General features: G+C 64.0%; 24 protein-coding genes and 1 tRNA gene. 5 read left to right on the top strand and 20 right to left on the bottom strand.

Features of this window, described 5'->3' with window-relative positions; translation table 11 throughout:
• Window positions 1-177 precede the first annotated feature (177 nt).
• Window positions 178-678, top strand: a complete 501-nt coding sequence (locus PZH32_RS03045) for a nitroreductase family protein (RefSeq protein WP_275206161.1) — start codon at window positions 178-180, stop codon at window positions 676-678.
• A gap of 108 nt (window positions 679-786) precedes the next feature.
• On the opposite strand, the gene PZH32_RS03040 is transcribed toward PZH32_RS03045, so the two are convergent.
• Window positions 787-2,067 (bottom strand): Mbeg1-like protein, encoded by a 1,281-nt coding sequence (locus PZH32_RS03040; RefSeq protein ID WP_275206160.1) that lies wholly within the window; start codon window positions 2,065-2,067, stop codon window positions 787-789.
• Window positions 2,068-2,248: 181 nt separating this feature from the next.
• Between PZH32_RS03040 and PZH32_RS03035 the strand changes: the two genes are divergently transcribed.
• Together PZH32_RS03035 and PZH32_RS03030 are read left to right on the top strand one after the other, a co-directional pair.
• A complete protein-coding gene (locus PZH32_RS03035; RefSeq protein WP_275206159.1) occupies window positions 2,249-3,685 on the top strand; it encodes a sodium-dependent transporter in 1,437 nt (478 codons plus the stop codon).
• 46 nt (window positions 3,686-3,731) lie between these two features.
• A tRNA-Leu gene (locus tag PZH32_RS03030) sits at window positions 3,732-3,815 on the top strand.
• Window positions 3,816-3,960: 145 nt separating this feature from the next.
• On the opposite strand, the gene PZH32_RS03025 is transcribed toward PZH32_RS03030, so the two are convergent.
• The 17 genes from PZH32_RS03025 to PZH32_RS02945 all read right to left on the bottom strand — a co-directional run bounded on the left by PZH32_RS03025 (window position 3,961) and on the right by PZH32_RS02945 (window position 21,585).
• Window positions 3,961-4,482 (bottom strand): GNAT family N-acetyltransferase, encoded by a 522-nt coding sequence (locus PZH32_RS03025; RefSeq protein WP_275206158.1) that lies wholly within the window; start codon window positions 4,480-4,482, stop codon window positions 3,961-3,963.
• Between the two features lie 196 nt (window positions 4,483-4,678).
• Window positions 4,679-5,626: an aldolase gene (locus tag PZH32_RS03020; RefSeq protein WP_275206157.1), complete on the bottom strand. Its 948-nt coding sequence runs from the start codon at window positions 5,624-5,626 to the stop codon at window positions 4,679-4,681.
• 72 nt (window positions 5,627-5,698) lie between these two features.
• Window positions 5,699-7,465: an FMN-binding protein gene (locus PZH32_RS03015; protein ID WP_275206156.1), complete on the bottom strand. Its 1,767-nt coding sequence runs from the start codon at window positions 7,463-7,465 to the stop codon at window positions 5,699-5,701.
• Between the two features lie 33 nt (window positions 7,466-7,498).
• Window positions 7,499-8,755, bottom strand: coding sequence for a 4Fe-4S binding protein (locus tag PZH32_RS03010; RefSeq protein WP_275206154.1), 1,257 nt, complete (start codon window positions 8,753-8,755; stop codon window positions 7,499-7,501).
• Window positions 8,752-9,204, bottom strand: a complete 453-nt coding sequence (locus PZH32_RS03005; RefSeq protein ID WP_275206153.1) for an FMN-binding protein — start codon at window positions 9,202-9,204, stop codon at window positions 8,752-8,754. Before PZH32_RS03005 ends, PZH32_RS03010 begins: the two co-directional genes overlap by 4 nt.
• A 202-nt stretch (window positions 9,205-9,406) precedes the next feature.
• Entirely contained in the window at window positions 9,407-11,854 is a 2,448-nt protein-coding gene (locus PZH32_RS03000; protein ID WP_275206152.1) for a hypothetical protein, read from the bottom strand.
• A gap of 190 nt (window positions 11,855-12,044) precedes the next feature.
• On the bottom strand, window positions 12,045-12,833 hold the full coding sequence (locus PZH32_RS02995) for an energy-coupling factor transporter transmembrane component T family protein (protein ID WP_275206151.1): 789 nt from the start codon (window positions 12,831-12,833) through the stop codon (window positions 12,045-12,047).
• Complete coding sequence (locus PZH32_RS02990; RefSeq protein WP_275206150.1) at window positions 12,833-13,453, bottom strand: Gx transporter family protein; 621 nt, start codon at window positions 13,451-13,453, stop codon at window positions 12,833-12,835. Before PZH32_RS02990 ends, PZH32_RS02995 begins: the two co-directional genes overlap by 1 nt.
• Window position 13,454: 1 nt before the next feature.
• A complete protein-coding gene (locus PZH32_RS02985; protein ID WP_275206149.1) occupies window positions 13,455-13,868 on the bottom strand; it encodes a NusG domain II-containing protein in 414 nt (137 codons plus the stop codon).
• Window positions 13,868-14,872 (bottom strand): FAD:protein FMN transferase, encoded by a 1,005-nt coding sequence (locus PZH32_RS02980; protein WP_275206148.1) that lies wholly within the window; start codon window positions 14,870-14,872, stop codon window positions 13,868-13,870. Before PZH32_RS02980 ends, PZH32_RS02985 begins: the two co-directional genes overlap by 1 nt.
• A gap of 240 nt (window positions 14,873-15,112) precedes the next feature.
• Window positions 15,113-15,874 carry a TVP38/TMEM64 family protein gene (locus tag PZH32_RS02975; protein ID WP_275206147.1) on the bottom strand — a complete coding sequence of 254 codons (762 nt, stop codon included), beginning with the start codon at window positions 15,872-15,874 and terminating at the stop codon, window positions 15,113-15,115.
• Window positions 15,875-16,009: 135 nt separating this feature from the next.
• Complete coding sequence (locus PZH32_RS02970; RefSeq protein ID WP_275206146.1) at window positions 16,010-16,828, bottom strand: PRC-barrel domain-containing protein; 819 nt, start codon at window positions 16,826-16,828, stop codon at window positions 16,010-16,012.
• A gap of 3 nt (window positions 16,829-16,831) precedes the next feature.
• On the bottom strand, window positions 16,832-17,434 hold the full coding sequence (locus tag PZH32_RS02965; protein ID WP_275206145.1) for a YtxH domain-containing protein: 603 nt from the start codon (window positions 17,432-17,434) through the stop codon (window positions 16,832-16,834).
• A gap of 162 nt (window positions 17,435-17,596) precedes the next feature.
• Entirely contained in the window at window positions 17,597-18,598 is a 1,002-nt protein-coding gene (locus PZH32_RS02960) for a D-alanine--D-alanine ligase family protein (RefSeq protein WP_275206144.1), read from the bottom strand.
• A 403-nt stretch (window positions 18,599-19,001) separates the two neighbouring features.
• Window positions 19,002-20,462 carry a PLP-dependent aminotransferase family protein gene (locus PZH32_RS02955; protein ID WP_275206143.1) on the bottom strand — a complete coding sequence of 487 codons (1,461 nt, stop codon included), beginning with the start codon at window positions 20,460-20,462 and terminating at the stop codon, window positions 19,002-19,004.
• Entirely contained in the window at window positions 20,459-20,890 is a 432-nt protein-coding gene (locus tag PZH32_RS02950; protein ID WP_275206142.1) for a hypothetical protein, read from the bottom strand. Before PZH32_RS02950 ends, PZH32_RS02955 begins: the two co-directional genes overlap by 4 nt.
• On the bottom strand, window positions 20,887-21,585 hold the full coding sequence (locus tag PZH32_RS02945) for a hypothetical protein (protein ID WP_275206141.1): 699 nt from the start codon (window positions 21,583-21,585) through the stop codon (window positions 20,887-20,889). Before PZH32_RS02945 ends, PZH32_RS02950 begins: the two co-directional genes overlap by 4 nt.
• Window positions 21,586-21,622: 37 nt before the next feature.
• On the opposite strand from PZH32_RS02945, the gene PZH32_RS02940 reads away from it, so the two are divergent.
• Window positions 21,623-21,865, top strand: a complete 243-nt coding sequence (locus PZH32_RS02940; RefSeq protein ID WP_275206140.1) for a hypothetical protein — start codon at window positions 21,623-21,625, stop codon at window positions 21,863-21,865.
• A 57-nt stretch (window positions 21,866-21,922) separates the two neighbouring features.
• Here the strand turns inward: PZH32_RS02940 and serS are convergent, their stop codons facing one another.
• On the bottom strand, window positions 21,923-23,218 hold the full coding sequence (gene serS, locus PZH32_RS02935; RefSeq protein WP_275206139.1) for a serine--tRNA ligase: 1,296 nt from the start codon (window positions 23,216-23,218) through the stop codon (window positions 21,923-21,925).
• 203 nt (window positions 23,219-23,421) lie between these two features.
• Here serS and PZH32_RS02930 point away from each other — a divergent pair, with 203 nt between their 5' ends.
• The gene (locus PZH32_RS02930; protein WP_275206138.1) at window positions 23,422-23,616 is read left to right on the top strand and encodes a DUF6724 family protein; all 195 of its coding nucleotides are present in this window, start codon (window positions 23,422-23,424) and stop codon (window positions 23,614-23,616) included.
• Here the strand turns inward: PZH32_RS02930 and PZH32_RS02925 are convergent.
• Complete coding sequence (locus tag PZH32_RS02925; RefSeq protein ID WP_275206137.1) at window positions 23,613-25,904, bottom strand: serine/threonine-protein kinase; 2,292 nt, start codon at window positions 25,902-25,904, stop codon at window positions 23,613-23,615. The two genes, PZH32_RS02930 and PZH32_RS02925, sit on opposite strands and share 4 nt — an antisense overlap.
• Between the last annotated feature and the right edge of the window lie 136 nt (window positions 25,905-26,040).

Below are 26,040 nucleotides of genomic sequence, written 5' to 3'. Positions count from 1 at the left end.
CGATGGAAGGTCACTATTGACTTTCAGTTCCTTGCCAAAACAGGCCCAAGGTGGCTCCCGCGACCTTCGCGCGCGTACACAAGCCCCATCATAGGCTTCAAGGCCCGTTGATCCAACGACCAACGGGCCTTCGTTTTTTGCGTCGACTTTTCCCGCACGACCAAGGAGCCTTATCTTATGAATCCCATCTTCAAACGCAGCAGTGTTCGTCAATTCACCGAAGAGCCCGTCAACATCGAAGCCATCGAGAAGCTCATGCGCGCCGCCATGGCCGCCCCCTCGGCGGGCAACCAACAGCCCTGGGAGTTCTTCATTGTCCGCGACGAGACCACCCGCATGGCCCTGGCCACGTGCAGCCCCTACGCTGTCCCCGTCAAGCACGCCCCCTGCGTCGTAGTGGTCTGCACCCGCGTCTCCGACCTGCGCTTTCCCCAGGATGCCCCTTTGGATATGAGCGCAGCCACCGAGAACATCCTCTTGGAAGCCACCGATCTCGGCCTGGGCGCCTGCTGGCTGGGCATCGCCCCGGAGCGCGACCGCATGGCGGCGGTTCAAGTGGCCTTGGGCATGCCTAAAACCCTTGAGCCCTTCGCCCTGGTAGCCGTAGGCCACCCGGCTTCCGAGCCCGAGCCCAAAGGCCCCAGCCGCTACGACGAGACCCGCGTTCACTGGGTGTAGGAAGTACACGAGAGCCCGCAAACCCCACGGGCTCCTCTCCCATCGCGAAGGCCGCCAGAACCTGAACGTTCCGGCGGCCTTCGTCGCAACCTCACCAAGTCGGGTGCTTTAAGCCTTCGCCGCTCGGTTCTCTTGGCGTCGCGCCTCGTTGCGCTCCACCGACACCTCGTGGAACGCCCGCGCCAAACCGCTTAGGGCCCGCAGCATAACAGCACGGTCGGCGCCGTCCATTTTCAGCATGCCGTCACGCACCAGCGCCACTTCGCGGCCGCCCTCGAACAACTGGGCAGCATCGGTTACACCGGCGGCCCGAATAGCCGCAAACAGGGCATCCACCATGCGTTCTCGCTGCCCTCCGTCCATGGAGGCGAGCCACAGCTTCAGCGCCTCGGCCCGGCGCCGCGTGACTTCGGGCAGCTGCGGCACGGTGACAAAGCCGCGATTATCGTCAGCCACTTCCCAACGAAACACGGTGTGTTGTTCGAACCCCTTCCCCGAAGCGCGCACCACGTTCACAGGCATAGACGATTCCATAAGAATGCCCACCATGGAATCCTCGGGGATCGTCTTCGCCCAGCGACCCTCTAGCGGCGCATAGTCGGCCACCGAGAACGTGCCGGCCATAAAGCCCGGTCCGTCGTGGCTGAAGACGCGCGCTATGCGCGCCTGCACCTCGGGCGCTGCCGTCAGCGCCGCGTACTCGGCCAAGTTGCCGCCTTTGGAATGGCCACCGACATACAGACGCTCAGGCACGGCCGGGTCGGCCGCCACGTCGGCCAAATAGCGCGCCGCTAGATCCTGTGCAGGCACCGGCACCTGATAGGCCATGTCGAAGTCCTCGCGCCAGCCGGCCAGCGTGGTATCGGTGCCGCGAAAACCCACATAGGCGAACTGGTCGCCATACACGTAGGTAGTGGCGGCGAACTGCATCGGCGGTTGCTCGTCGAAGAGCGCCGCATGATCACGAATGGTCATCGTACGAAAACGCGGACTGGCCGCCATGAGAAACAGCTGCTGGCGCATTTGTGTCGCATGCATACCCGCGAACAGGTCACCGAAGAGCTCCGTGCGCATCAAGTCGGCGAAGTGGACAGGCTCCGACTCCGAGGCAGCCGCGGCCGCCTCGGCCGCCCGCGCAACGCGACCGCCCTGGACAGGCCAGTGCCACCCGCGACGCACGCGCTCCGCAAGCCCCTTGAGTCCGCGAGGCTTCGCCCGTGCCGCCTCAGCTCGCGCCCGCGCCTCTTCGCGGGGGCTGGTCACCCCCGGCATAATACCCTCGCCGCGCGTCATGCAGAACTGCGCCAGCAGGGCCGAGTCCACTTCGTTCAGCGGCTCGTCCTCGAAGGTGCTCAGTTGGGTTTCCAAGTAGTCCAGAATATCTCTCATGGCACCTCCGTCCTTGCGCGCCCGCTCTCTGCCCCTATTATCTCCGAGCGGCCCTTAGCCCTCCCAACCGCCCGCTTTCTAGATACAAAGCCGTTGACGGGAGCACATACCATAATCAACCTGCTTAGGTTCGGGTACAATGCCTGTGCACTATTGTTCAAAACGCCGTACAGGAGCACCTATGGCAAGCAGCGATCTTATCCCCACCCCCGGGCAATCTACCGCCACCGCCCCCCGCGAGCACTTTGCCTCACGCCTGGGCTTCATCCTTATCAGCGCCGGCTGCGCCATCGGCCTGGGAAACGTCTGGCGCTTCCCCTATATTGCCGGCGAATACGGCGGTGCGGCCTTCATCCTGCTGTACCTGGTGTTCCTGGTTATCCTGGGGCTGCCTGTCATGGTCATGGAGTTCGCCGTGGGCCGCGCCTCCCAGCGCTCGGCCGCCCTGGCCTTCGACATTTTGCAGCCCTCCCGTCGCTGGCATTGGTTCAGCTGGTGGGCCTACGTGGGCTGCATGCTGCTCATGATGTTCTACACCACCGTCTGCGGCTGGATGCTGGCCTACACGGCCAAGATGGCCACAGGCTCTTTCTCAGGCCTTGATCCTGAAGGCGTGGCCGGCGTCTTCGGCACCATGCTGGGCAATCCCACCGAGATGATCGGCTGGATGCTGGCGGTTATCGTCATCGGCTTCTTCGTGTGCAGCATGGGCCTGCAGAAGGGCGTCGAGCGCGTGACGAAGGTCATGATGATCTGCCTCTTGGGCGTCATGGCCCTGTTGGTCATTCGCTCGGTGACGCTGCCCGGCGCCGCGGCCGGCCTGGAGTTCTACCTGGTGCCCGACTTCGGCAAGATGTTCGCCGGCGGCCTGCCCGGTTTCGGCGACGCGGTCTATGCGGCCATGGGCCAGGCGTTCTTCACCCTGTCCTTGGGCATTTCCGCCATGGAGGTGTTCGGCAGCCGCATTGGCAAGAAGAACTCCCTGACCAGCGAGGCCCTGCGTATTTGCGGCCTGGACACCCTGGTGGCCATCCTGGCCGGCTTCATCATCTTCCCCGCCTGCTTCGCCTTCGCCGTGGCCCCCGACCAGGGCCCGTCGCTGGTGTTCGTCACCCTGCCCAACGTGTTCGAGCAAATGCCGTTGGGGCAGCTGTGGGGCACCTTGTTCTTCGTGTTCATGAGTTTTGCCGCCCTGTCCACCATTATTGCGGTGTTCGAGAACCTCATCACCTTCACCATGGAGAAGTGGAACGTCTCGCGCCGCACGGCCATCATTCGCACCGGCGCCCTGGTCACCGTGCTGAGCCTTCCCTGCGCCCTGGGCTTCAACGTTCTAGCAGGCATCGCCATCCCCGGCATCGGCGACATCCAAAGCATCGAGGACTTCATTGTGTCCAACAACCTGCTGCCGCTGGGCAGCCTGCTGTACGTGGTGTTCTGCGTGTCGCGCAAGGGCTGGGGCTGGAACAACTTCCTGGCCGAGGCCGACACGGGCACGGGCGTGAAGTTCCCCCGCTGGGCTCGCGGCTGGCTCACCTTCGGCCTGCCGGCGCTGATCATCATCATCTTCATCATGGGCTATGTCCCGAAGATCCTGCTGTGGACGGGCTTGGCCTAATTTCACCTCGACGGATGCGATCGGTTCCGTTATACTGCTAAAACGCGCCCGGGTGGTGGAACGGCAGACACGTCGGTCTCAAAAACCGATGCCGCAAGGTGTGCGGGTTCAAATCCCGCCCCGGGCACCATGAAACGTACAACGGCTCCCGAAAGGGAGCCGTTTTCTTTTGCGGAAAAGCCGTAGGCCTCAATCAGAGCGCGGCACCTTCGAAAGCGCCCTCACCGCAGGTCAGCGGCTCAACGGCAGGCGCGCCCGCCCCTCGTATCGGCCGTCTAGGCGCGGTCGTCGTGGGTCTCGTGGAAGAAGACGTGCATGTCCTCGTAGACATCGTTCTTGTTGCGGAACCCGCCGATAATGGTACCCACCTTCTGGAATCCCACCTTCTCGTACAGCGAGATGGCCGCCTGGTTGCTGGCCACCACGGCGTTGAACTGCAGGCCCTTGAAGCCCAGTCGCCCCGCCTGGCGCAGCGAATCCTCCACCAGCAGCTGACCGACACCGCTTCCGCGCGCATCCCGCGCCACCGCATAGCTGGCGTTGGCAATGTGCCCGCAGCGCCCCACGTTGTTGGGATGCAGGATGTACAGCCCCATAACCTTGCCCCCCACCGTCGCCACGGTGGTGCGCGACTGGCCGGCGAAAAACTCGCGGGCTTCCTCCGGCGTCAGCAGCTCCGTCTGGGGAAAGGCGTTGCCCGCCTCGACGACGTCGTTCCAAATGCTCGTGATGACCGGCAAATCCTCCTCGCGATAAGGGCGAGTCACTTTCAGGGCAAGTCTGTCGATGGCGCTCATGCGGTCCTCTCTCTTTTTAACCTCTTCGATTTTCCGAACAACTGCGCGAACTGTCAACAACTATTCGCAGGGAGATCCGGCCCCTGGCGCAAATGAGCACGCCAAGCCCATCGTTACAAGGCCTGCGCCAAAGACGCTAGGAGAAAAAAGAGGCCGCTCGATGGCGGCCTCTTCCCTCAACACTATGTTCGACAGCTTAGATGTCGGCCAGAGTGAAGTCCTTCTCGCCGTTGAAGACGGCCAGGGCGTCGGCCACCGACCAGTCAGCCAAGGTGATGGCGGAAATGGCCTTGGTGAGGCGCACGGCCTCGTCCAGGGAGCGCTGATGGATGTTACGGCCCGTGGCGTTGCCGTCGGCACCGCCCACGTGAATCTGGTCGTACAGCTGGGACAGGAACGTCTCGGCGTCCACCGTGGAACCGCCGGCGCACACCAGGCCGCAACGACCAGCGGCGGTGGAGGCCACCTTCAGGGCCTCGGCAGCAGAACGGCCGTCCTCGGGCTTCGGCGGGTTTACCTTCACGAAGTCGGCACCCAGGCACAGGGCCACGCCGGCGGCGCCGGCAATGAGGTCCGGGTCCTTCTCGGCGGTAACGGCCTTGCCGCGGGGGTAGATCCACAGCACGACGATCATGCCGTTGGCATGGGCCTGGGCGATGAGCTCGCCGGCCTCGGCCATCATGGTGGCCTCGAATTCGGAGCCCAGGTAGATGGTGTAGCCAAGGCCCACAATGTTCACGCCGGCTTCCTTCATGGCCAGGATGGCGTCGAAGTCATACAGCTGAGGAGAATAGGGGTCCTCCTGCTTGGTGCCGACGATGTTGGTCTTGGAGTTCATCTTCACCAGGTAGTTGATCTCCGGATAGTCGGCCGCATACTGGGCCACCAGACCGCGCTGGCCAGCCAGCACGCCGCACACACCCTCGGAGCCGATCTTGAACAGATGCTCGGGGTCCAGGTCGGCGATGTCGATGCCCTCGCCGTAGAAGTCCTTGTTCAGGTGCTCGATCTTCTGATCGCAGGCGAACAGCATGAGGCGGCCCGTCTCGCGCGTGGCCTTCATATAGTTGGAGATGTACTCGTCACGCATATCGGGCATGACGTCGGCGGGAACGCGCACCTGATCACGGGTGATCTTCGGCATGGGTATCCTCCTTGATTCGCAAATAAACAACGTTCCCTATTGTAGCGAATCGGCCTGGGTGCGCCCACCGTTTCACAAAGAAAGCGGTGAAGGCTGCTCGTCGGTGGAGCTCTCCTCTTCCTGGGCGTCATCGGAAGGCAGCCGATCCTCATTCGGCAGCGCGTCGCCCACTTCCGTCTCTTCCGTCGGGGCATCGGCGTCGTCGGGCTGGACCGTGCCCTCATCGTCGGGCTGGGCCGCATCAGCGGCCTGCTGGGCAGCGTCGATGGCCGCCTGCACCGCCTTCACGTAGGCCTCGATGATAGAGAGCGACGACCAGGTGGCGCCGGACACGGTATCGATACCCTCTACGGGCGCGCCGGCATCGAGCTTCTCCTGGATCTGCGTCTTCACGCCCTTGGTGAACAGGCCCGATCCCTTGATGGCCTTGTTCAGGTACGAGGCGTTCTCATGGGAGTCGTAGACATAGGCCGGATCGATCTTTCCCTCTTCGTCGCCGTAGACCTCGCCCACGCGCGCTACTTTGCCGTTCACCACTTCGATCTCGGTCACGATATAGTAGGGAGCGTAGGCCGTGGGGGCATCCTCGTCGCGGCAGAGCGCGTAGCCCTCGTAGATGCCGTCGGGGATGGCCGGCGTGTCATCGCCTTCCGGCAGCGTGGGCACCACCGGGGTGGGAACCGTCGGGGTATCGGGCTCCGTCGGCTTCACCACCGTGGGGGCCGAGGGCTTCTCCGTGGTCGAGCCGGCCTTTTCCGCCGACTTTCCCAACGCCTCGTAGTACGCCGTCAGAATGGCGTCCGAGGAATAGGTGGCCCCGGAAACGGCATCGACGGCCGTGGGGTTCTTGCCCTGGGCGATGGCCGTCTCGATCTGATCGCGCACGCCTTCGTAGACCTTCCCGCCGCGGGTGCGGCCCTCGATGGCCCAGTCCAGGTACACCTGGTTCTCGGCGGCGTCCCACGAGAGCTTCTTCTGGCCCGAATCGCCCGTGGAGCACCCGGCGATCTTCTCCACCGCCACCACGGCGCCATCGCGCACGGTGATGCCCACCTGCACGTAGTAGGGCTTCCAGTCATCGGGGTTGCCCTCGCCGCAGGCCGCGTAGCCAATCCAGGCACCGTCGGCCAGGGCGTCGATCTTCGCCGCCGCCGCGGGCGCCTTGGTCTTTTTGGCCGGCTGGGATGCCGCGTCCCCGGCCGTTTGCGGGGTCTCCTGGGCGGCAACGGCGCTCTTCCCGCCGCTGGCCTTGTTCACCGCATCGGCGTAGGCGTTGTACACCGACACCGAGGAGTAAGTGGCGCCCGACACCGCATCTACCGACGTGGTGGTGGAGCCCGCTGCCAAGGCAGCCTCGATCTGGGCCTTAACGCCGCCGGAGCCCTGAACGGCGGCGTCAAGGTAGCGCTGGTTCTCGGCGGCGTCCCAATGGAGCGCCGCCTCCCCGGCATTGCCCGTCGACGTCCCGGAAATATCGCTGATGGCGGCCACCTTCCCGTCCAGCACCTGGATGGTCACAGCCACATAGTAGGGCTTCCAGCCATCGGGATTGCCCTGGCCGCACGGGGCATAGCCCGTCCACGTGCCGTCGGTCAGCTCCGCATCGCCCTCGACGGCGGCCAAAGGCTCCACGTCGGCCGGCTGGGCGTTCTCAGCCTCGATGGCGGCGGCGTCCACAGTTTGCAGCTCGGCCGCCTGGGCCGTCGGCACATCGTAGAGGCTCGCGTCGAACTCCAGGGGCTCGTAGCCCGAAACGGCGAAGGCCGTCACACCCACGAACATCAGCAGAGGCAGGAGCAGCCACAGCGGCGTCGTCTTCAGTACCTGGGCAATCTTCATGGTGGTCTTCCTTCCGCCTGTGTGATGAACGGCCTAGAACGGCCAGGGGATATTTGCCATTACGTCGCCAAAGGCCGGCAGGTAGCGCGTCACACCCACCGCCCAGCACAGCGCCAGCAGCACGGCGGCCTTCAGCAGGGTCACCGCCACGCCCGAGCCGTGCAGCAGGTGCCACGTCTGGCGCGTCTTGCGCACGGGCTTGCCCTTGGCCAGCACCTCGCGCAAAGCGCTCTTCCGAGCCACAGCCTGGGCCACTGGGGGAACGGCGGCCGGCGCGGCCGCGGCCGCTAACGCTACCTGGGCTTTTTTAGCAGCAGCATCGTTGGCCTTGGCCAAGGCCGCCTCCAATTCCGCCTTGCCCGCCGGTTTGGCCACGGCCACCAGATTCACGTTGGCCAGGGGGCACGCATCGGCGCAGCGCCCGCAGGCAATGCACTCGCCGTGGGCCAGCGTGTCGGAATCGGGCCACAGGTCAACGGGACACACGTCGTGGCATTGCCCGCACTTATGGGCGCAATGACTGCGCGTGCGCGTGAACGACGATATGCCGAGCACCGGCATCAGAGCGAACACGGCACCCATGGGGCACAGCACGCGGCAGAAGAAGCGCTCGGAGAGCATCATGCCCACCAGGCACAGCCCCAGCAGCACGAAAGCGCCCTTGCGAATGCCGTCGAGCGACCCCGACGTAAACCCGGCGAAGGCCACCCAGGGGCTGTATCCGGACACATCGGCCCACACGCCCACCACGCAGGCAACGCCAATGGCGGCCGCAATACCGTACTTCACCAGCGAGAGCACCTTCATGGCCTTCTCGGGAATGCGCGCCCCGCGCAGCGGCGTCTTGGCCAGCAGGCCCTGGACCACGGTGTGCACCCAGTCGCCCAGAGCACCGAAGGCGCAGGCATAGCCGCAGAAGAAGCGGCCGAATACCACCGTGAAGGCCAGCAACGCCACCAGCACGATCACAAACGACGTGGGCTCAAGGGCCTGCAACGCCCCGATCTGGGAGAACAGGTACTTCACGCCATTGAAGGCGGCGGCGAACAAGCCTGGCGCCAGCACAAAGAACATAACCTGGATGCCAATGCGCAGCACTCGGTGGAGCCGCGCTGTCCACACCCGCTTCTGGGCCGCGGAGAACCCCTTCGCCTTCACCTTCGATGCCGAAGACGCGGCCGTCGAAGCTTCCCCACGTCCCTGTTGCGCCGTGCGGGCCTGCGGCTCGCGGGACGAGGCGCCGCCGGGCACGAAGTCGTCGCCGTCGAGCGTCAACTCTCCCGCGCTCATGCCGCCCCCTCCCCCATGGCCTGACGCAGCGCCTCGGCTGTGCCGTTCAAGATACCGGCCGAGGTGTAGGTGGCGCCGGACACTACGTCCAAGTTCGTCGTCTGCTCCTTCTCAATTTGGTCGAGCAGAACAATGGCCATGTCGAGCCACGCATCGTCCTCGTGGCTAGCATCGAGAATATCCACCGAGGTGATATAGCCGTCCTCGATGGTGGCCTGCATTTCCACCAGACCGCCGAAGCCCTCGGCGGCTCCCGAGAAGACGCCGTCCACCGCATAGGGACCGCGATGGGCCGCGCGCTCGGCGGCAATCATCTGCTCCTCGACGGCGGCGTCATGGGCTTGGGCCTCCGTGGCCCACGTGCTGAAAGCGAACAGCAAGGCAACGACGGCCACCAGGTTGATGACCTTCATGCTGCTGTAGCCGTGTCGTCGGATATCCGTGGCCATGACGCTGTCGCTTTCTCCTCAATCTACTTTCAGAAAAATTAACCTTAGTGAACTCTTCGGAAAGGAGATGTTAGCACTAGTTAACATGATTCAGAACTCATCATTTTGCGGTTCGTGTAAAAAACTCGTTTAACGAGGTGAGGGGACGGCTCCTAAGAACCGCCCCCTGAGGCAAAAACCGCTCGAATCTCAAAAGACCGAACTACTTCACAACCACCTTGACGGTCTTCGTCGTGGTGGCGGCCACGCACTTCTTCGTCACCTTGGGCGTCTTTACCTGGATCTGCACCGAGTACGTGCCCTTCTTCGTGCCCTTGGGCACCTTCACGGTAACCTTCTTGGTGCCGCTCTTCTTCACCGTGAACTTCTTGGCCGTCTTGTTGGTGCTGACGTTCTTGACCGACGTCACCTTGCCCGCCGTGGTGGTGGCGGTCAGCGTGAACGTCTGGGCGGCCTTCTTCAGCGTCGACGCCTTCAGCGACTTGGAAGAGGCGCTCAGCTTCGTGGTGGGAGAGCCCACCGTCACCTTAACCGTCGCCGTCGCCGTTCCCTTCGCGTAGGACGTGCCCGACGCCGTGCCGGCCTTGGCCGTCGCCGTCACCTTGATGGTGTAGGCGCCCATGGGCGTGCCCTTCTTCAGGGTCACCTTGCCCGTGGTTTTGTTGATGGAGGCGTACTTGGTGCCGGAGCAGGTGTAGGTCACCCCGGTCTTGGCACCCGTGGCCTTCACGGTAAAGGTCTGGGCCTTCTTGAGAGCGCCCTTGGACAGCAGCGACGCCGCATAGCTCTTGGTGGCGCTGCTCATCTTCAGCGTCTGGGCTACAGGAGCGGCCGTGGCGCTGTTCAGCTTGGCCACCTCGGAGCGGCCCACGAAGGTGCGCGCATCGAGGCTCAAGGCCTTGTAAGCGGCGCTCGCCTTGGCAACAGCGGCCTTGTCGGCCACGTTCAGCGCCTTGATGGCGTTCGTCACCTCGCCGGCAGCCACCAGGTCGTCCAGGCTGTAGGCAATGCCGCAGATGCCGTTCTCGGCCAGCTTGCCAACGCCGTAGCCCACGACCACGTAGTTGATGCCCGAATCCTTTTTGATCGTGGCGGTCTTCGTGGCGCTATTCCAGCTGATGGCGTCGCCCGTCACTTCATCATCGCTCAACTCGCCGCAGATGCCGTGATCAGCAGTATGCTCCGTCTTGAAGCCAGCCACCGGCTCCTCGGAGCTGCTGCCCAAGCGCCACAGCTCCTCGCTGTTGAGCTTGGCGGTCTTGCTGTAGCCCTTCAAAGAGCTGACCGGCAGCGCATCGGAAAGCTTGCAGGTAAGTACGTAATCGCCGTTGGCGTTCTTGGTCACCGTGGTGGTGTCCCACACGGTGCTGGCCGAGGCCTTGCCCTTGTCGAGCGTCACCGTCAGATCGTCGGCCACCGAGGTGAAGAGCTTGCCCCACGGGGCGGCCTTTTGGTAATCCTGGGGATTGTCGTGGTTGGCAGCCGGGTACACGTAGCCGTCCAGGGCGTACAGAGCCTCCTTGAGGGAGTCACTCGACTTGGTGGCGGCGCTGACCGTATCCAAGTCGACCTTCGTGCCGCCGGTCGTTGCCTCCTGCCAGGCCATCAAATGACGCTGCAGCATCACGGCGTAGGCAGCACCCGTGTACACGTCGCGGTTCTTCGCGCCAATACCCGTCGCATCGGCGTTCAGATCGGTAGCGGGCACATCATAGGAAGCACCCTTGCCGTTCGCACCGTCCAGGGCAATGTACTGGTCGAACACGAAGTAGTCGCCAATGCGGTAGGTTACCTTGGCCATGTTGTACTCGGCAGCGGCCTTCTCGCTCAGCGTGAAGGACTGGGTGTCATGCTTCCAGTTGACCACGTCGGTGACGACCGAGTCGCTGGTAGCCAGCGAAGCCGTGGAGCCCGCGCCCGGACGCGCCATGACCGTCAGAGAACGGCCACCGTGACCGCCCTGGCCGCCCTGGGAGCTGCCGGAACCGGCCGCCTGGAGGGACGTGGCTACGTCGTAGCCCACCACGACTTCCTTGTCGTCGTAGTCGCCGTCGGTGGGATCGAGCACCTTCTGGATTTCAGTCTTGAGGGTGCCATCGTCCTGCACGGTGCAGAGCGTAATGCCCGTTACCGTGGCACCGCCATAGGGAGCGGTACCGGTCAGCCCCACGTTGACCGTGGCACCGCCGGCAGCGTTCTGCACGGCCTTCACGGACACGCCCTTGGGCAGGTAGCCCGTGATGTTCGTGGACTTCGGCGTGATGGTGCCCCACTTACCGCCGAACGTGGTGCCCTGGGAGGTCAGATCCACCGCCGTCAGCACCTTGTTCTTCACCGTGAAGGTGATGAGGGCGTCATAGTGGCCATAGTGCGCGCCGTCGCCCTTGATGGTGGTCTTCCACTGATAAACGCCGTTGGTCACCTTCGCCGGGTCAGTCACCCAGGCACCGTCGGCCCACATAACGGTCTTCCCCGCCGCGTCGTTGGCGGTGGAGGCCAGAAGCTTGTCCGTCGTTTGGCTGTTGCCGTTGTCGGCCACGGTCACGGCCAGAGCCGTGGCGGGCACCATGGACACGGCCAAAGCGCCAGCGATCATAAGGGCGGCCGCCTTCTGCGACCACGCCTTCATTCCCAAACTGCTCTCTCTCATGGATCTCCTTTCGTTGACCCCACTTGCGCCACCTCGCCTACGGCACGGAGATCGACTCTAAAGAGACAGAGGGTCCGCGACCCGTATTGTTAGAGGAAGCTAACACTAATCCACGAGGTCAAGTTACCATAAGAAAACTTTTTTGCAAGCAGAGAATTTGTTAAAGGAGGAAAACTTTTCTTTGATGGAGCTAACTCAAGCAGTTCCAAAGGATTACAGCCACCATCAGGACAAACGCTGCAGTCAGCAAAAACACGTCTCGAGCCCCGCCCCTCAATTGCACGAGCGACGTATGCCTGACAGGGGCAAAAAAGGCGCGGCTCGCCACCGCGAACGCCACGTTGTCACAGCGCCGCAGAGCACCCACAAAGAGCGGCGTGATAACGGGTATCCATTGCTGCACTCGCGCTACGAAGCTACCCGCATCGAACGAGGCGCCGCGACTGGTTTGAGCCGCCCGAATACGCACGGCCTCCTCGCCCAGCAGCGGCACGAAGCGCAGTACCATGGTCAGAGAAAAAGCGGCCTCGTCTACTTTGAGGCCGAAGCAGGCCCCGGGCGACAGGAACCAGCGCAGGGCGGCCGTCAAAAGCACCGGGGGCGTGGTGATCATGAGCGTCGCCGCGCCCAGAAAAGCGTCGAGCAGCTTCAAGGCAACCAGAATTCCGCTCTCCAGAGCAGCCGCCAAAGGTCGCCAGCCTGCACCATCGGACGCCGCCATCCCAAACGTGCAAACGGCGTTGATCAGGAAGATGCCCAGCACCAACGGCATCACAGGCCCTAGAAGCCGCAGAGCCTCGCGCGCGCCTTGGCCGCTGCCCCACCACAGCAACAGCGCCCCCACCGTAACCAGAAACAGGGCCCCGGGCGTATCGGCAAGCACCACCGCCACCAAATACAGGAGCACGCAGCCCAACTTGGCCCGCGGGTCGCATCGATGAAGCCAGCTGGTCTGGCTTCGGTACACGCCCAATGCCATTAGGCCAGCTCCCGACAATCGTCGTCGATGAGTCCCGCGCGGCACGGGGCAAGAGCAGAACGGGAACGGGTCGCCTGCCCGCTCTCGTTGTCAAAACTCGTGGACAGCTGGCCCTGAACCGCCAGCGCCTCCACTACCCGCTGGGCCACCAAACCCGTGGCCGCGCCGGTCACGCACGCTGCCGCCAGGAGGAACGGAGCCGAGAGCAGCACGGCCCATGTGCCCAGAAACCATGCCGCCACCAGCAGCTGCCCCCCGTTGTGCGCCACCGCCGCCACCAGCGACACCGCTACCACGGTCACGCCCAGGCGCTTGAGGCCCACCATGGCACCCAAAGCCAACGCCGTGCCCGCGGCACTGTAGGCCATCATCAGCGGGCTGCCGAACAGAAAGCCCGTGGCCAGCACTTTGAATACCGCCACTTTGGCCGCCGTCTTTCCATCCACCAAGAACAGAGCGATGATCACGGCAATATTGGACAGTCCCAGCTTCATGCCGGGCAACGCTCCCGGCAGCGGGATCATCGTCTCCAAAAAACCCAGCACCAACGCGACGGCCGCCAACAGGGCGGTGCGCGTCAGGCGGCGTGCGCGCTCAATCTCCGGAGGAAGGGGCGCCATCTCAGCTCCCGACCGTGTCGAACGTTGCGGCATCCTGCGCATCCGAGCCCTCGGCAGGCACAATCTCGATCCAGAGCTCATGGGGCAGGCAGACAATCTGCTGGCCGGCTCGGCTGATCCAGCCCTGCTCCACGCAGTCGTGGTTGGGACAATCGGCCTCCACCACCCGCACTTGACCGTCCTTCACCTCGATCTCGTTCGTGCCCTTCTCGGTGGTCACCGAGAAGGTGCCCGTTTGATCCAAGGGGAGCTCGCGCACCGAGCCGTCGCTGGCGTGCACCACCGCGGTATCCGCCGCGGTTTGGGCACCGAACACCATCACCGCTACCACCGAGGCGGCCACCACGGCCACCACCGCAATAACAATGATCAAGCTCAGGCGGCTATTCGCCGCCGCGCTTTTCGCCGAAGCCATCACGCCTCCTCGATCAGCTCGAAGGGCGCCTGGCTCGAAAGAGTCACCGTCCCGGCGTCATCCACCACCAGCCCCTCGAAGCGCTCGTCGCCATTGACCAGAGTCAGGGCCTCATCGCGTCCCATCAGGAACAGCAGCGTGGCATAGGCGTCCCCGTCGGTGGACGAGTCGGTCAGCAGCGACGAGCTGACCACGTCGGTTTCCACCGGATAGCCGGTGCGGGGGTCCAGAATGTGGTAGTACAGCGTCCCGTCTTGCACGAATTGACGCTCGTACAAGCCGCTCGTCACCACGGAACCGTCTACGCAGGGCACCGCCGCAATGACGTCCTGGGCCGCTCCGTTCGGATCTTGAATGCCCACCTTCCAGGGACTCCCGTCAGGTTTCGCGCCCAATACAGCCACGTTGCCGCCCAAGTTGAGGCAGGCGCTCTCAACCCCCTGCTCGGCTAAGAGCCGCTTCAAATCGTCGGCAATATAGCCCTTCGCGATGCCACCCAGGTCAATCTTTGCCGCAGGGTCGGCCAACTGCACCGTGGACCCCGTCACCGTCACGCCCCGATAGTCGATATGTTTGATGGCCTCGGCGATAGCCTCATCATCGGGACGCACGCCCTCCTTGAAGTCCCACAGCGTTGATACCGAGCCGATGGTGATGTCGAACAGCCCCTCGGAAGCTGCGCAATAGCCCAGCGCCTGGGTAATGATATCCGCCGTCTCGGATGCCACTTCGACGGGCTGCCCGGCCGCCTCGTTGATGCGCCACACATCCGAACCTTCTACCGTGCGGGAGAAGGTGTTCTCGAAATAGCGGCACCGCTCGACGGCCGCGTCCAGAGCCTCCTGGGGACCGTAAACCGTCAAGGTAATAACGGTGTCGAAGAGAAACTCCGTCGCCGTCAGGGGATCGGCGGACGCTGCGCTTGCACCGTCTCCCGTTTGCGCAAGCGAGGCCGCGGAGGCTTCCTCGTCGGCGCTGGCCGGCGCGCTGGCACAGCCGCTCAACAAGCCCCCCGTCGCCGCAAGACCCGCCCCGGCAAGCCCCCAGCAAACAAATTGACGTCGCGATATGGCGCCCACAAGCTCCTCTTCCGTTTCAACCTGGAAGCGCGTTGGCCAAAACGCAAGCGCACAATCGCGCCTCCATGAGTTCGCTCAATCTAACTTAATGTTAAGTATAGCTAACTCAACAGGAGGCCACAAGAAACCCATGGGGCAACCTTGCCCAAAGATACCGACGAGCGGCTAGTTCTTCTTGGTAATACGGCTGTAGACGATAAGAGCCACAATGGCCACCACGGCGGTGACAGCGAAGATGATGACCGATTTGACGACATCGCCGCTGACCAAACCCGCAGCCGCATAGGTAGACAGCACAATGCCGGGAATGCGCGCCACGTTCGAGATAATGACGAAATTGCGGAACGACATATGCGTGAGCGGCGTCAAATAGGTGAACACGTCCTTGGGCAGCCCTGGGATGAGGAACAGCACGAAGACAATGACGTTGAACTTTTCGGAGGTTTCCCACTGTCGGAACTTCCCCATGTACTTCTCCGGCACCATGGCCTGGACAAAGGGGGCTCCCAGCTTGTGCACCAGCAGGAAGATGAAAGAGCTGGAGATAATGCAGCCGAGCCAAATGATAAGGGCACCCACCCAGGGGCCGTAGATCATGCCGGCGGCTACCTGCACCACCTCACCGGGAATGAAGGCCACCACAATTTGCAGGAACTGAATGGCCAGCAAGATGAGGAAGCCCCACGGGCCCGCATTGCGCACCTCGGTGGTAACGCGCTCGATACCGCCGGGCTCGAAAATTTCGTGGATCATGGGCCAGACAGCTATGACAATGACCACCATGATGGCGAAAAACGCAATGAGACCGACGAACTTGAAGATGTCGGCGGCGGGCATGGGGTGCCCGGCCACGGTTTTCTCTTCATGGGCCTTGGCTTCCAGCTTCTGGAGACGCTGGGAATGGTGCTTGTTATCCGTTTTGCTCATGGTTCCAGCATAGCAGAGGGCCGGCACAGAGCCGGCCCTCTTCAGACATTCTTAACGGAGATGACGATTTCGTAAGCTGCACCGAAGCTGATCAGGCATTTTACAATGCTGAAACCGCCGTCGGCGCCGCATCTATTAATCGTCCTCGTGGCGCGCCTTGTCGTACTCTTCCTTGAAGGCGGCGAACATGCCGCTGGCGCGCTTAATTTGGCGGCCCGTGGCGAAGGCGCCGGCGTTCACGGCCTTGCCTGCCGCCGCCGTGGCCTGCTGCGCCTTGGGCTTGACCTTCTCAACCACTTCTTGGGCCTGGGAGGCTACGACAGCGGTTGCCTCGCCGGCCTTCGCGGCCAGGCCGCCCTCGGCAGCCAGATCGGCCACCTCATCGGACACCAGAATGGCGCCGATGACGGGCTCTTCCTCCGAAGTCTCACCATTCACGGCCAGCGTAGTGCCAATACCGCGTTTGAATCCGCGGATAAGCGAAGCCGGAATTTCCTTCACGCCCAGCAGGGCATTGGCCGTGGCGCCCTGGGTAACCCGCAGAGTTTCCACCTCGCCGGTGGTGGCGTCGAACAGCACGTCGCCCACGAGGCCGTAGGACTCGCCGTCCTCGCCGATGACGGGCAGCCCCACCCACAGCACACAGTCGTCCCAGCTCACACCCAGGGCCTTGCAGGCTCCCTTGTCGGTGGCGTCGGGGCTGCGTCGCACCACAATGCGACCGTCCACCATGTCGTAGCCGTTGACGGCCACGAACACGTCCTTGCGGTGGAACATGAGGGCCGCATCGGGGCGCTTGACAATAAACCCGACGCAACGGCGCTCTTTGGGATGGAACACGCACGAGCGCACCTTCCCCAGCTTCTTCGTTGCCTCGGGTTTCTTGTCGGAGCTCTTGTCGGCAAGCACGCGCTTGCCGACAAGCTCTGAAGTTGAGATTAGCTTCTTGGACATGACCTATTTGTCGTCCTTTTTCTCCTCGGTCTTCTTGTCGTGCTGGGCCTCATGGGCGGCCTTCTCGGCGGCCTCCTTGGCCTGACCAGCCACTTCACCGGCCTTTTCGGCCGCGTCCTGAGCCTTGTCGGCAGCAGCGCCCACGGCTTCCTTAGCCTTGTCGGCCGCAGCGTCCACGGCGTCGCCCAAGGAGTCGGAATCGTCGCCGGCGTTCTTAGCTACCTGGTCGGCAATGCGCTGACGGGCGGCCTCGATCTTATCGCGCAGCTCGTCGCCCTTCTCGTTGATGGTGGGGGCGGCGTTCGTGGCGGCCTCCTGCACGGCCGCGGCCATGTCGGCACCCTTGGCGGCAGCCTCGGACGCAATTTCCTGGCCCTTGGCGGCCACGTTGTTCACCACGGCAGCACCCTTGGCGGCCGCTTCCTGGTACACGTGCTGGGCGTTAGCGGCGGCATCGCTGCCCCACTGCTGAGCATCGCCCATGAACTGATTGGCCTTATCGGCAACCATGGCGCGGGTTTCCACGCCCGTTCGCGGCGCAGCCAGCAGGGCTGCAACGGCACCGACAACACCACCGATGATGAAAACTCCGAATTTGTTGGCCATAACTGCCTCCTTTATCGACGGAATATCAAGTGGGCTCATTATAGGTTGAGGATACGCTGCTCAAGACCCTTGCAGCTATCTCCTCACCTTACGGTAAACAAGCTGTAATTCATCATCGATGAGCAAAACTCGCATAAAAAACTTGAGTGTCTGGGGCGCATCCTAGAACCGCGGGCCGCGGGCGTAAGCCTCGTTCACCAGGGTGTCGAGCACCTTGGGCAGCGAGAGCCCGGCCGCTCCGCAAGCGGCGGGGAACAGCGAGCGCTCCGTCATGCCCGGGCACACGTCCAGCTCGAAGCAGCGGGCGCTGCCGCCGTCCCACATGAGGTCGACACGACCCAGGTCACGGGCACCGTAGGCGCGGTACACTTCCAGCGCGGCGCGCTCGATCTCCTGGCGGATGGCATGGGCCGTGCCCTCGTCGGGCGAGAGCGACTCGGGGCGCAAGGGGCAGAAGAACTCGACGGCATCCTCGTGCATGCGCGCCTCGGCGTCGAAGAAGCCCTCGCGGGCCACAATCTCCACCGGCGGTAGGGCGTAGGCGTCCCAACCCGTGCCCAGAATGGCCACGGACACTTCCACGCCGTCGACCCACTGCTCGATGTTGACCGCTTCGTCGTAGGAAAGGGCATCAAGCACGGCCTCGCCCAGCTCTTCCTGGGAATCCACCTTGTGCACGCCCAGGGCACTGCCGCCGTGAGCCGGCTTCACGCACACCGGATAGCCGCCGATGACGCGATCGGCCACCATGTCGAGGGCCGTGGCCGCGCCCATGTCCTTGAAAGCGTCCTTCGTAATGTAGACGCCCTGGGGCCAGGAGGCGATGCCCTCCTCCCCCGTGATGTCGCGGTACTTCTCCAACGACGAGTGCAGCGCGTCCTTGTTCCAGGCGCGATGGCACACGCTGGCCGGCGAGCCCACGAAGGGCAGGCCCAGGAACTCCAGCAAGCTTTGGATGGTGCCGTCCTCGCCATGCTTGCCATGAAGGGCGTTGTACACCACGTCGGGACGCTCGCTGCGCAACGTGGGGACCAAGTCGCCATTGGTGTCCAGCGGCACCACCTTGTGGCCCGCTTCCTCCAAAGCAGCGCACACCACTTTGCCCGAAGCCAGCGAAACCTCACGCTCGAAGGACTTGCCTCCCATGAGCACAGCTACTTTCATACCTTCTCCTTAGTGTTGTTGAAACTCTCCGCCCGTCGGCGCTTCTGCGCAGCCTCCGCCCGTCAGCGCTAGTAAGCAACCTGCGCCCATCGGGGCCAGTACGCGACCTGCGCCCATCGGGGCCGCTAGACAGCCGAGGGCTAGGTTCCCAAATCGCCTGCTTTGGTTCCCTCTTTTACCTTGGCGCAAAAAACTGACCTGGGATTTTGCCTGCAGAGGGAACCGAAGCGGTCCTTCTTGGCAGCGCAGAAGGTACCAAATGAGCCGATCTTGGAACCAAAGTCCTCCTGCAACCAAAGCCCTCCTGCAATCCGGGTCCTCTTGCGACCAAAGTCCGCCGCGCCTTCACTCAGCTGAGGAAATGCCGAACGGACTGCCGAACTCTTCGCTTGTCGAGACGGCTCTATTCGCCGGTGGCTTCCTCGGCGGGGGCGGCGGCTTCCTGGGCGTCCAGGGTCTTCTCGGCTGCGATGTCGATCTGCTCGGCGTCGCCTTCGCGGGCCTGCATCACCGCTTCCTCGTTCTGCTCGGAATCGGCGATAATCTCCGACCAGGGCGTTGCGGTTTTCTCTTCGGCCATGACGGCCTCCTTTCCATAGCCCGGCAGTGCGCCGGCATTGATGAACACGCGGTAAAGCTCCAGGCGATCCTCGATAACCCCGGCCAAACGGCGAATGGCCTCGGTGATGGACTCCGGCGTCTCGAAGCTGAAGTTCACGCGCATGGAGTTGCGGCCGGTAACGCCATCGGGGAAGAAGGAATTGCCTGGTACATAGGTTACGCCCGCTTCGAGCGCCTCGGCAAGCATCGAATCGGTATCCATATAGTCGGGCAGCGTGATCCACAGGAACATGCCGCCCTCGGGATGGGTCCAGGTGGCCTCGGGCGGGAAGAACTCCTCCAGAGCAGCCAGCATGGTGTCGCGGCGCTCCTTGTACACCTGAATGAACTTCTGCAGGGTACGGGCCCAGGGGGCGTCCTGGAAGTAGTGCTGCACCACCAGCTGGTCGAAGGAGCTGCCGCACAAGTCAGCGCCCTGCTTCACCAAGTTGATGCGGGCCAGCACGCTTTCGGGGGCGGCCACCCAGCCGGTGCGCAAGCCCGGGCCGAGCATCTTCGAGATGGTGCCCAGATACACCACGTTCTCGTCCATGGCCTTGAGCGGCACCTGGTGGCCGCCGTCGTAGCGCAAGCGGCCGTAGGGATCGTCCTCCACCACCATGAGATCGTACTCGTGGGCCAGCTCCAGCAGGCGCTTGCGGCGCTCGGCCGTCATGGTGACGCCGCCGGGGTTCTGGAAGTTCGGAATAACGTAGCAGAACTTCAGGCGCGGATTGCCCTTGCCGATGCGCTTCAGCTCCTCCTCGAGCAGATCCATGCGCATGCCCTGCTCGTCGAAGGGGATGGGGCGCACATCGGGCTCGTAGGCCGAGAAGGCCTGGAGCGCGCCCAGGTAGGTGGGGCCTTCGGTGATGATGATATCGCCGGGATCGATGAAGGTCTTGGCGATGAGATCGAGGGCCTCTTGGGCGCCCGTCGTAACGAGGATCTGGTCGGCCTTTACGCGAATGCCCAGATCGCGCATCATATCAGCCAATACCTGCCGCAAACCGGGGGCGCCGTTGGTGGGGCCGTACTGCAGCGAGACGGCGCGGGCCTCGGGGCTTTCCACCGCGGCCAAGGCGGCGCGGCGCACATCCTCCTCGGGCAGCAGCGACACCGCCGGCATGCCGCCGGAAAGGGAGATAACGTCGGCGCGCGTGGCGGCCGAGAACAAATCGCGCACCGCCGAGGAGCGCATCTTCTTCACGCGACCGGCAATGCGATCGCCCGTTTGGTCGAACGTGATGTGGGCAGACGTCATGGCTCCTGCACCATCCCTTCATCCAAAAGCGCTCGGGCGCGCTTGAGCGCCTCCAAAGCGATGAGATCATCGGTCAAGTTTACTTCAATGCGCGCCAGCCCCGCCCCCTCGTCGAGCCATTCCGTCGTTCCTACAAACGTGAGCGGTCGGCCCGTTGCCGACCTGTTGCCCGCGTCTTGGGACAACGCTCCCTGGAAGTCGACGATAAGGTGCTCGAGCACATGGGGCAACGAGGTGGTTTCAAGAATGGCGTCGAAGGGAAGCCCCTGGGCGTTCAGACAGGCATGACGCGCCAGGGTCGGTCGCGCTGCCCGCAGGTAGTTGGCCTGGTCCGGGGAAAGGTGGACCGCTGCTCCGCCCTCCACGCGCACGAGCAGCACCAGCCGATCGCGGCGCACCAGCACGCGCTCGACGGCAAGCGGGCTCACAAGGACGCGTCCTCGGCCGCGTCGTCTTTATCCGCTGATTCTTCGCCGCTCGACGCTTCGCTGGAGCCGTCGGACGTACTCTCGTCGGCACCGTCGCCCTTGTCGGCGGCTGCCTCGTCAAAGGCGCCATCGCCGTTGTCGCCCTGCTCCTCATCGGCCTCGGACGCCGACTTGTCGGCGTCCGCGTCGCTCTGGGATGGGGAGGTCTCGTCGTTGGCCGCAGAATTCTCCTGTGACGCGACGGCCTTCCCCGACGAGGGCGTGCGCGAGAGCAGCGTCAGCCCCTTCCCCGCGCTCTCGGCCGGAGCCAGCGACGAGCCTTGCAGCTGAGCGATAAGCGCCTGGGGCAACCAAGCGATATCGCGCCCCAGCGTGTCGCCGCCGCTGAAAGCACCGTCTTCAATGGCCAGCTGGCCGCGATCGAGGGAGAAGCGGTACCAGCCCGTTCCCGCCAAGTTCGAGAACGAGAAGGCAATGGTCTTGTCGCCCGTATTCAGCGTATAAGGATAGGACACGTCATCGGTAAGGCAGATGCGATCGGCCGTGATCTCGATAGGCGTGTCGGTGCCCGCCAAGTACCAGGTGCCCTGGATGTCGGCGGCATCGTCGTGGGCGAACCAGCGCACATAGGAAAAGCCGCCCACTAGTAGCCCAACCACCAGCACCATCGCAAGGAGCACAACGGTCAACGCCACCGGCCACCGGCGCCGTGGCGCTGACGAGGCAGCCGCCTTGCCCGCAGGGCGACGCGCCGGAGCGCTCGCCTTCGCCGGGGCGGCCGTCTTCTCCGGGGCGCCAGCCTTTGCCGATGCCCCCGACGACGCTGGCGACTCCTCTGCCACGGCAGCGTTGTCTGCCGTGGGTGCCTCGGACGCACCACCCTGCACCGCGGCAGCCGAGCGGCGCCGCGGTGTCGAGGCCGCAGCAGCCCTAGCCCTGGCCTGGGAGTCCTCGGATGGCACGCGGGCCGCCTGAGCGGCCCGACGGGGATTATTGCGCCCAGATGCGGGCGACGGGGAAGCCATGGCGCCTCTAGAGCTCTTCCGGTCCGATCACCGTGACGCCGCCCATGTAGGGCACGAGCACCTTCGGCACCGTGATGGTACCGTCGGGGTTCTGGTAGTTCTCGATGACGGCGGCCATGGTGCGGCCCACGGCCAAGCCGGAGCCGTTCAGGGTGTACACGAAACGGCTGCCCTTGAAGTTGGCCGGATCGCGGTACTTGATGCCGGCGCGGCGAGCCTGGAAGTCGGTACAGCAGCTGCAGGAGGAGATCTCCTTATAGGCGCCGTAGCTGGGCAGCCATACCTCCAGGTCATAGGTTTTGGCCGAAGAGAAGCCGATGTCGCCGGTGCACAGGCTGATGACGCGGTAGGGCAGCTCCAGCTGCTGCAGGATGTTCTCGGCGTCCTCCACCATGGACTCCAGCTCGTCGAAGCCGGTTTCCGGCGTGGCGAACTTCACCATCTCCACCTTGGAGAACTGATGCACACGAATAATGCCGCGGGTGTCGCGACCGGCGCTGCCGGCCTCCTCGCGGAAGCAGGGGGTAAAGGCGCAGTAGTGCAGCGGCAGCTTGTCGGCGTCGAGTACCTCGCCCGCGTGGAGGTTCGTAAGCTGAACCTCGGCCGTGGGGATGAGGTAGAGCCCCTCGGTGGTGTGGAACAGGTCCTCCTCGAACTTCGGCAACTGGCCCGTGCCCGTAAGCGTGGCGGCGTTGGCCATGGCGGGCACCCACCACTCTTTGTAGCCGCGGGAAGTGTGCTGATCGAGCATAAAGGAGATGAGGGCGCGCTCAAGACGGGCGCCCATACCGCCCAGCACGTAGAAGCGGCTCTCGGCCAGCTTCACGCCGCGCTCGAAATCGATGATGCCCAGGGCCGGCCCCAGATCCCAGTGAGCCTGGGCCTCGAAGCCCTCGGCGGCGAAATCGCGCGGGGTGCCCCAGCGGCGCACCTCGGGGTTGTCGTCCTCGTCCTCGCCCACGGGGGTGGAGGCATCCACCAGATTGGGAATGGACAGCATGAGGGCGTCCACGGCCGCCTCGGCCTCGGCGCGCGCGTCGGCAGCCGCCGAGAGCTTTTCGTTGATGGCGCGCACTTCCTCCTTGATGGCGTTGGCCTCATCGGCCTTGCCCTGGCCCATGAGCCTGCCAATTTCCTTGGAGAGCTTGTTGCGCTCGGCCTGCAGGGCCTCTTCCTCGACGATGACCTGGCGCCGCTGCTCATCAAGCTTGGTGAACAGCTCGGGGTCGAACGAGGCATGACGATTCTTCATGGTCTCGGCCACCTCATCGAGGTTCTCGCGAACAAACTTGATGTCTAGCATAGGACGCTCCTATCTTGGTGCCGACAAGGCGCTTTGCTCAAGCACTTCGCCGCGCAGCGGTGATTTAACCGCCCTAGTATAGCGCACCAACCGCAGATGGAGATTGCGTTTGCGGTGAAGATGCATAGTATACTGGTGCCCATCACACCGCAAAGCGCAGCGGCGCGGCCCCGGGCGGCGCCTGACCCTAGAACGGAAGCACCATGAACATCGAAGAGCTCTATCACTTTTTGTTCGAGACCATGCCGGGCATCGGCATCCTCGTGGGCGCCGGCTTGCTGGTCAGCATCATCGTGTGCATCATTCTGGAGCGCAAGACGCGCAAGCAGTACAAGAACCACGAGAAGACCGAGGACGATTGGTCCTTGTTCGACGATGACGAGGACGACGAGTCCTAGGCCTCCGGCTCCGCCTCTCCCACGAAATCCCACTCTTCCTCAGCCCAGCGGGCGCGATCGGGTATGCCCATAACCGCGGCCACGATGCCCAGCACCCCGGGCACCAAAGCTCCCAGAAGCGCTGCCGGCGAAGGCAGCCAGGAACCGCCGAAGTTGCCCAGATGAGCCGCCGCGCACACGCCGAACAGCAGCACCACGGCTGCCGCCACCGCCCCGGCCACATCGAAGTTCTTCGTGCCGCGCATGCAGCAAAGGCTGTACACCGCGGCCGCCCCCACCCAGGACAAGCCCAAAGCCCAGGTGCTGGCCTGGGAAAGCAGGGCCACACAGCCGGCCTGCGGGTTCGTGCTGAAGCTCAGGTGCAGCAGCGCGTCCCAGTTCATAACGTCCATCGAACCGCAACCGGCCATAATCACGGCGAAGGCGAAGGCGAAGGCGGCGCACAGCGATGAGGCCACCACGGGCAGGAACACGCCCGCCGCCACCGGCGCCATGGCGGCGAAACCGAAGGAACCGAACAGCGGCTGCAGGAGCACCACCACCGAAGGCGTCTTGCCCCGCCGCCCCATGAGGTACCACCAGCCCCCCAACAGCAGCGCTGTCACCAGGGCCAAGAGCCACGCCTGGGAAGCCGCCAGCCCCACGATAAGGGCGGCGTAGCCGAAGAGCAGGCCCCACGCGGGACGGAAGGCCGCCAACGCGGCCCCCGCTGCGAGGATAACCCAGAACGCCAGAGGCGCATCGGCAATCAGGCCGCCCGCCGAGCCGCCGAATCCCTGCAAGTTCATAAGGCCCAGGGCCGTTAGCAGGGCCACGGCCGCAGCAGAGGCCACACGACCGATAATCGAAGCGCCACGGGGCCCCAGCCGGTCGGCCAAGGGCATGCCGGGTTGCCGCGGCGCCGCCGGCTCCGGCTCCTCCTCGGGCTCCCCCACCCCGTTCACTATGTCAGCCAGGGCCTTCTTGCCCTTGCGCGTGCTGCCCAACAGCGGCAGCAACGCTTCCGAGAAGGCCGCCACCGATTCGTAGCGCTCCTCCTTGTCGGGGTCGAGCGCCATGAACATGATGTCGTCGGCCTCGGCGTCCAGCTCGTCCCAGCACAGGGACGGCAGCACCAGCTCGCCGTCCTCGATGGCCTCCTCGGCCGCATCGAGGTCGGGCGCGAAAAACGGATTCGACCCCGTAAGCATCTCGTAGGTCAAACTGGCCAGGCCCCACTCGTCGGTGCGCACGTCCAGGGGCTCTTGGCGCATCTGCTCCAGGGGCATATAACCAATGGTGCCGCCGCCCGTGGTGCCCGAGCCGCTGGCGTCCATCAGGGCGGCCAGGCCGAAGTCGGTCACCTTGACCACGCCCTTGGAATTCACAATGACGTTTTCCGGCTTGATATCCAAGTGCAGCATGGACTCGCTATGGGCCGCTTCCAGAGCATGGGCCACCGAGGAGAACACCGAGGCCACCATGTCCAGAGTGATGCCATCGTCGATTTCGTCGATGATCTGGGCCAGCGTTTTGCCCTCGATGTACTCCATGATCACATAGGCCGTCGACCCTTCCATGGCGAAGTCGTAGACCGTGACGATGTTGGCGTCGTTCAGGTGGGCGACGGAGCGCGCCTCCTGCAGGCCGGGAATGTGCTCGAATACATCATCGGGGTCAAGCTCGTCGGCCGGGTCGATGGTGCGCGAGGCGCGAATGCCCTGCAAATGATCGACGCGAACGGAGCGGGCGTCGGGCGCCGGGTCTTCCCAGGGCGCCTCCTCGACAATGACCGATGCTTCACGGGGCAGCCCCTCCGAGGCGGGACGACTGGCACGCTGGGCCCGCGGCGGCTCTTGGAAATTTTCGGTATGGGCGCCCCACGGTGCCAGATACTCCTCCCAGCCGGCCTCGTCCTCCCACGGCGGTATCTCCCCCGAGGCCGCCGTCGAACGCGAACGGGAGGCGCGGCGAGCGTCGCGCACTTGTAGGAACAGGGGATCAGCGGGGAAGCCATCGGCGGCCGTGCCGGGAGCGCCGGCCGACCCTTCGGCCCCCTCCGCCGGCGCTGTCCCAGAAACAGCCGAACCAGCCGACGCCCCTTCCGTGTCGTCAAGGGCAGCGGCCATGCGGGCCTCCAGAGCCACCAGGCGGGCCCGGGCCACCTCGTCTTCCGAGAGCGTGATGCACTTGATGGCCACGTCGCGCTTGAGATGCGTATCGAAGGCGTGCTGCACGGTGCCATAGCCGCCGGCGCCGGCTTGGCCGATAACGCGATAACGATCGAGGATAAGCTGGGATGATGCCATAGGGCGATAATCTCCTGGGTAGGTTTGGGGTGCGTTCAGAGATATTCGCTATTGTACGGCACCTCCTTGACGCCCCGCCAGTCCTGCCCGCTTTTTTTCGGCCGTTCTGCGGCAAAAGTCCGCAGAGCATCGCCCC

This window comes from Adlercreutzia equolifaciens (genome assembly GCF_029076695.1).
GTDB classification, from domain to species: domain Bacteria; phylum Actinomycetota; class Coriobacteriia; order Coriobacteriales; family Eggerthellaceae; genus Adlercreutzia; species Adlercreutzia equolifaciens_A.
This window is presented reverse-complemented; position numbering and strand designations above follow the sequence as displayed.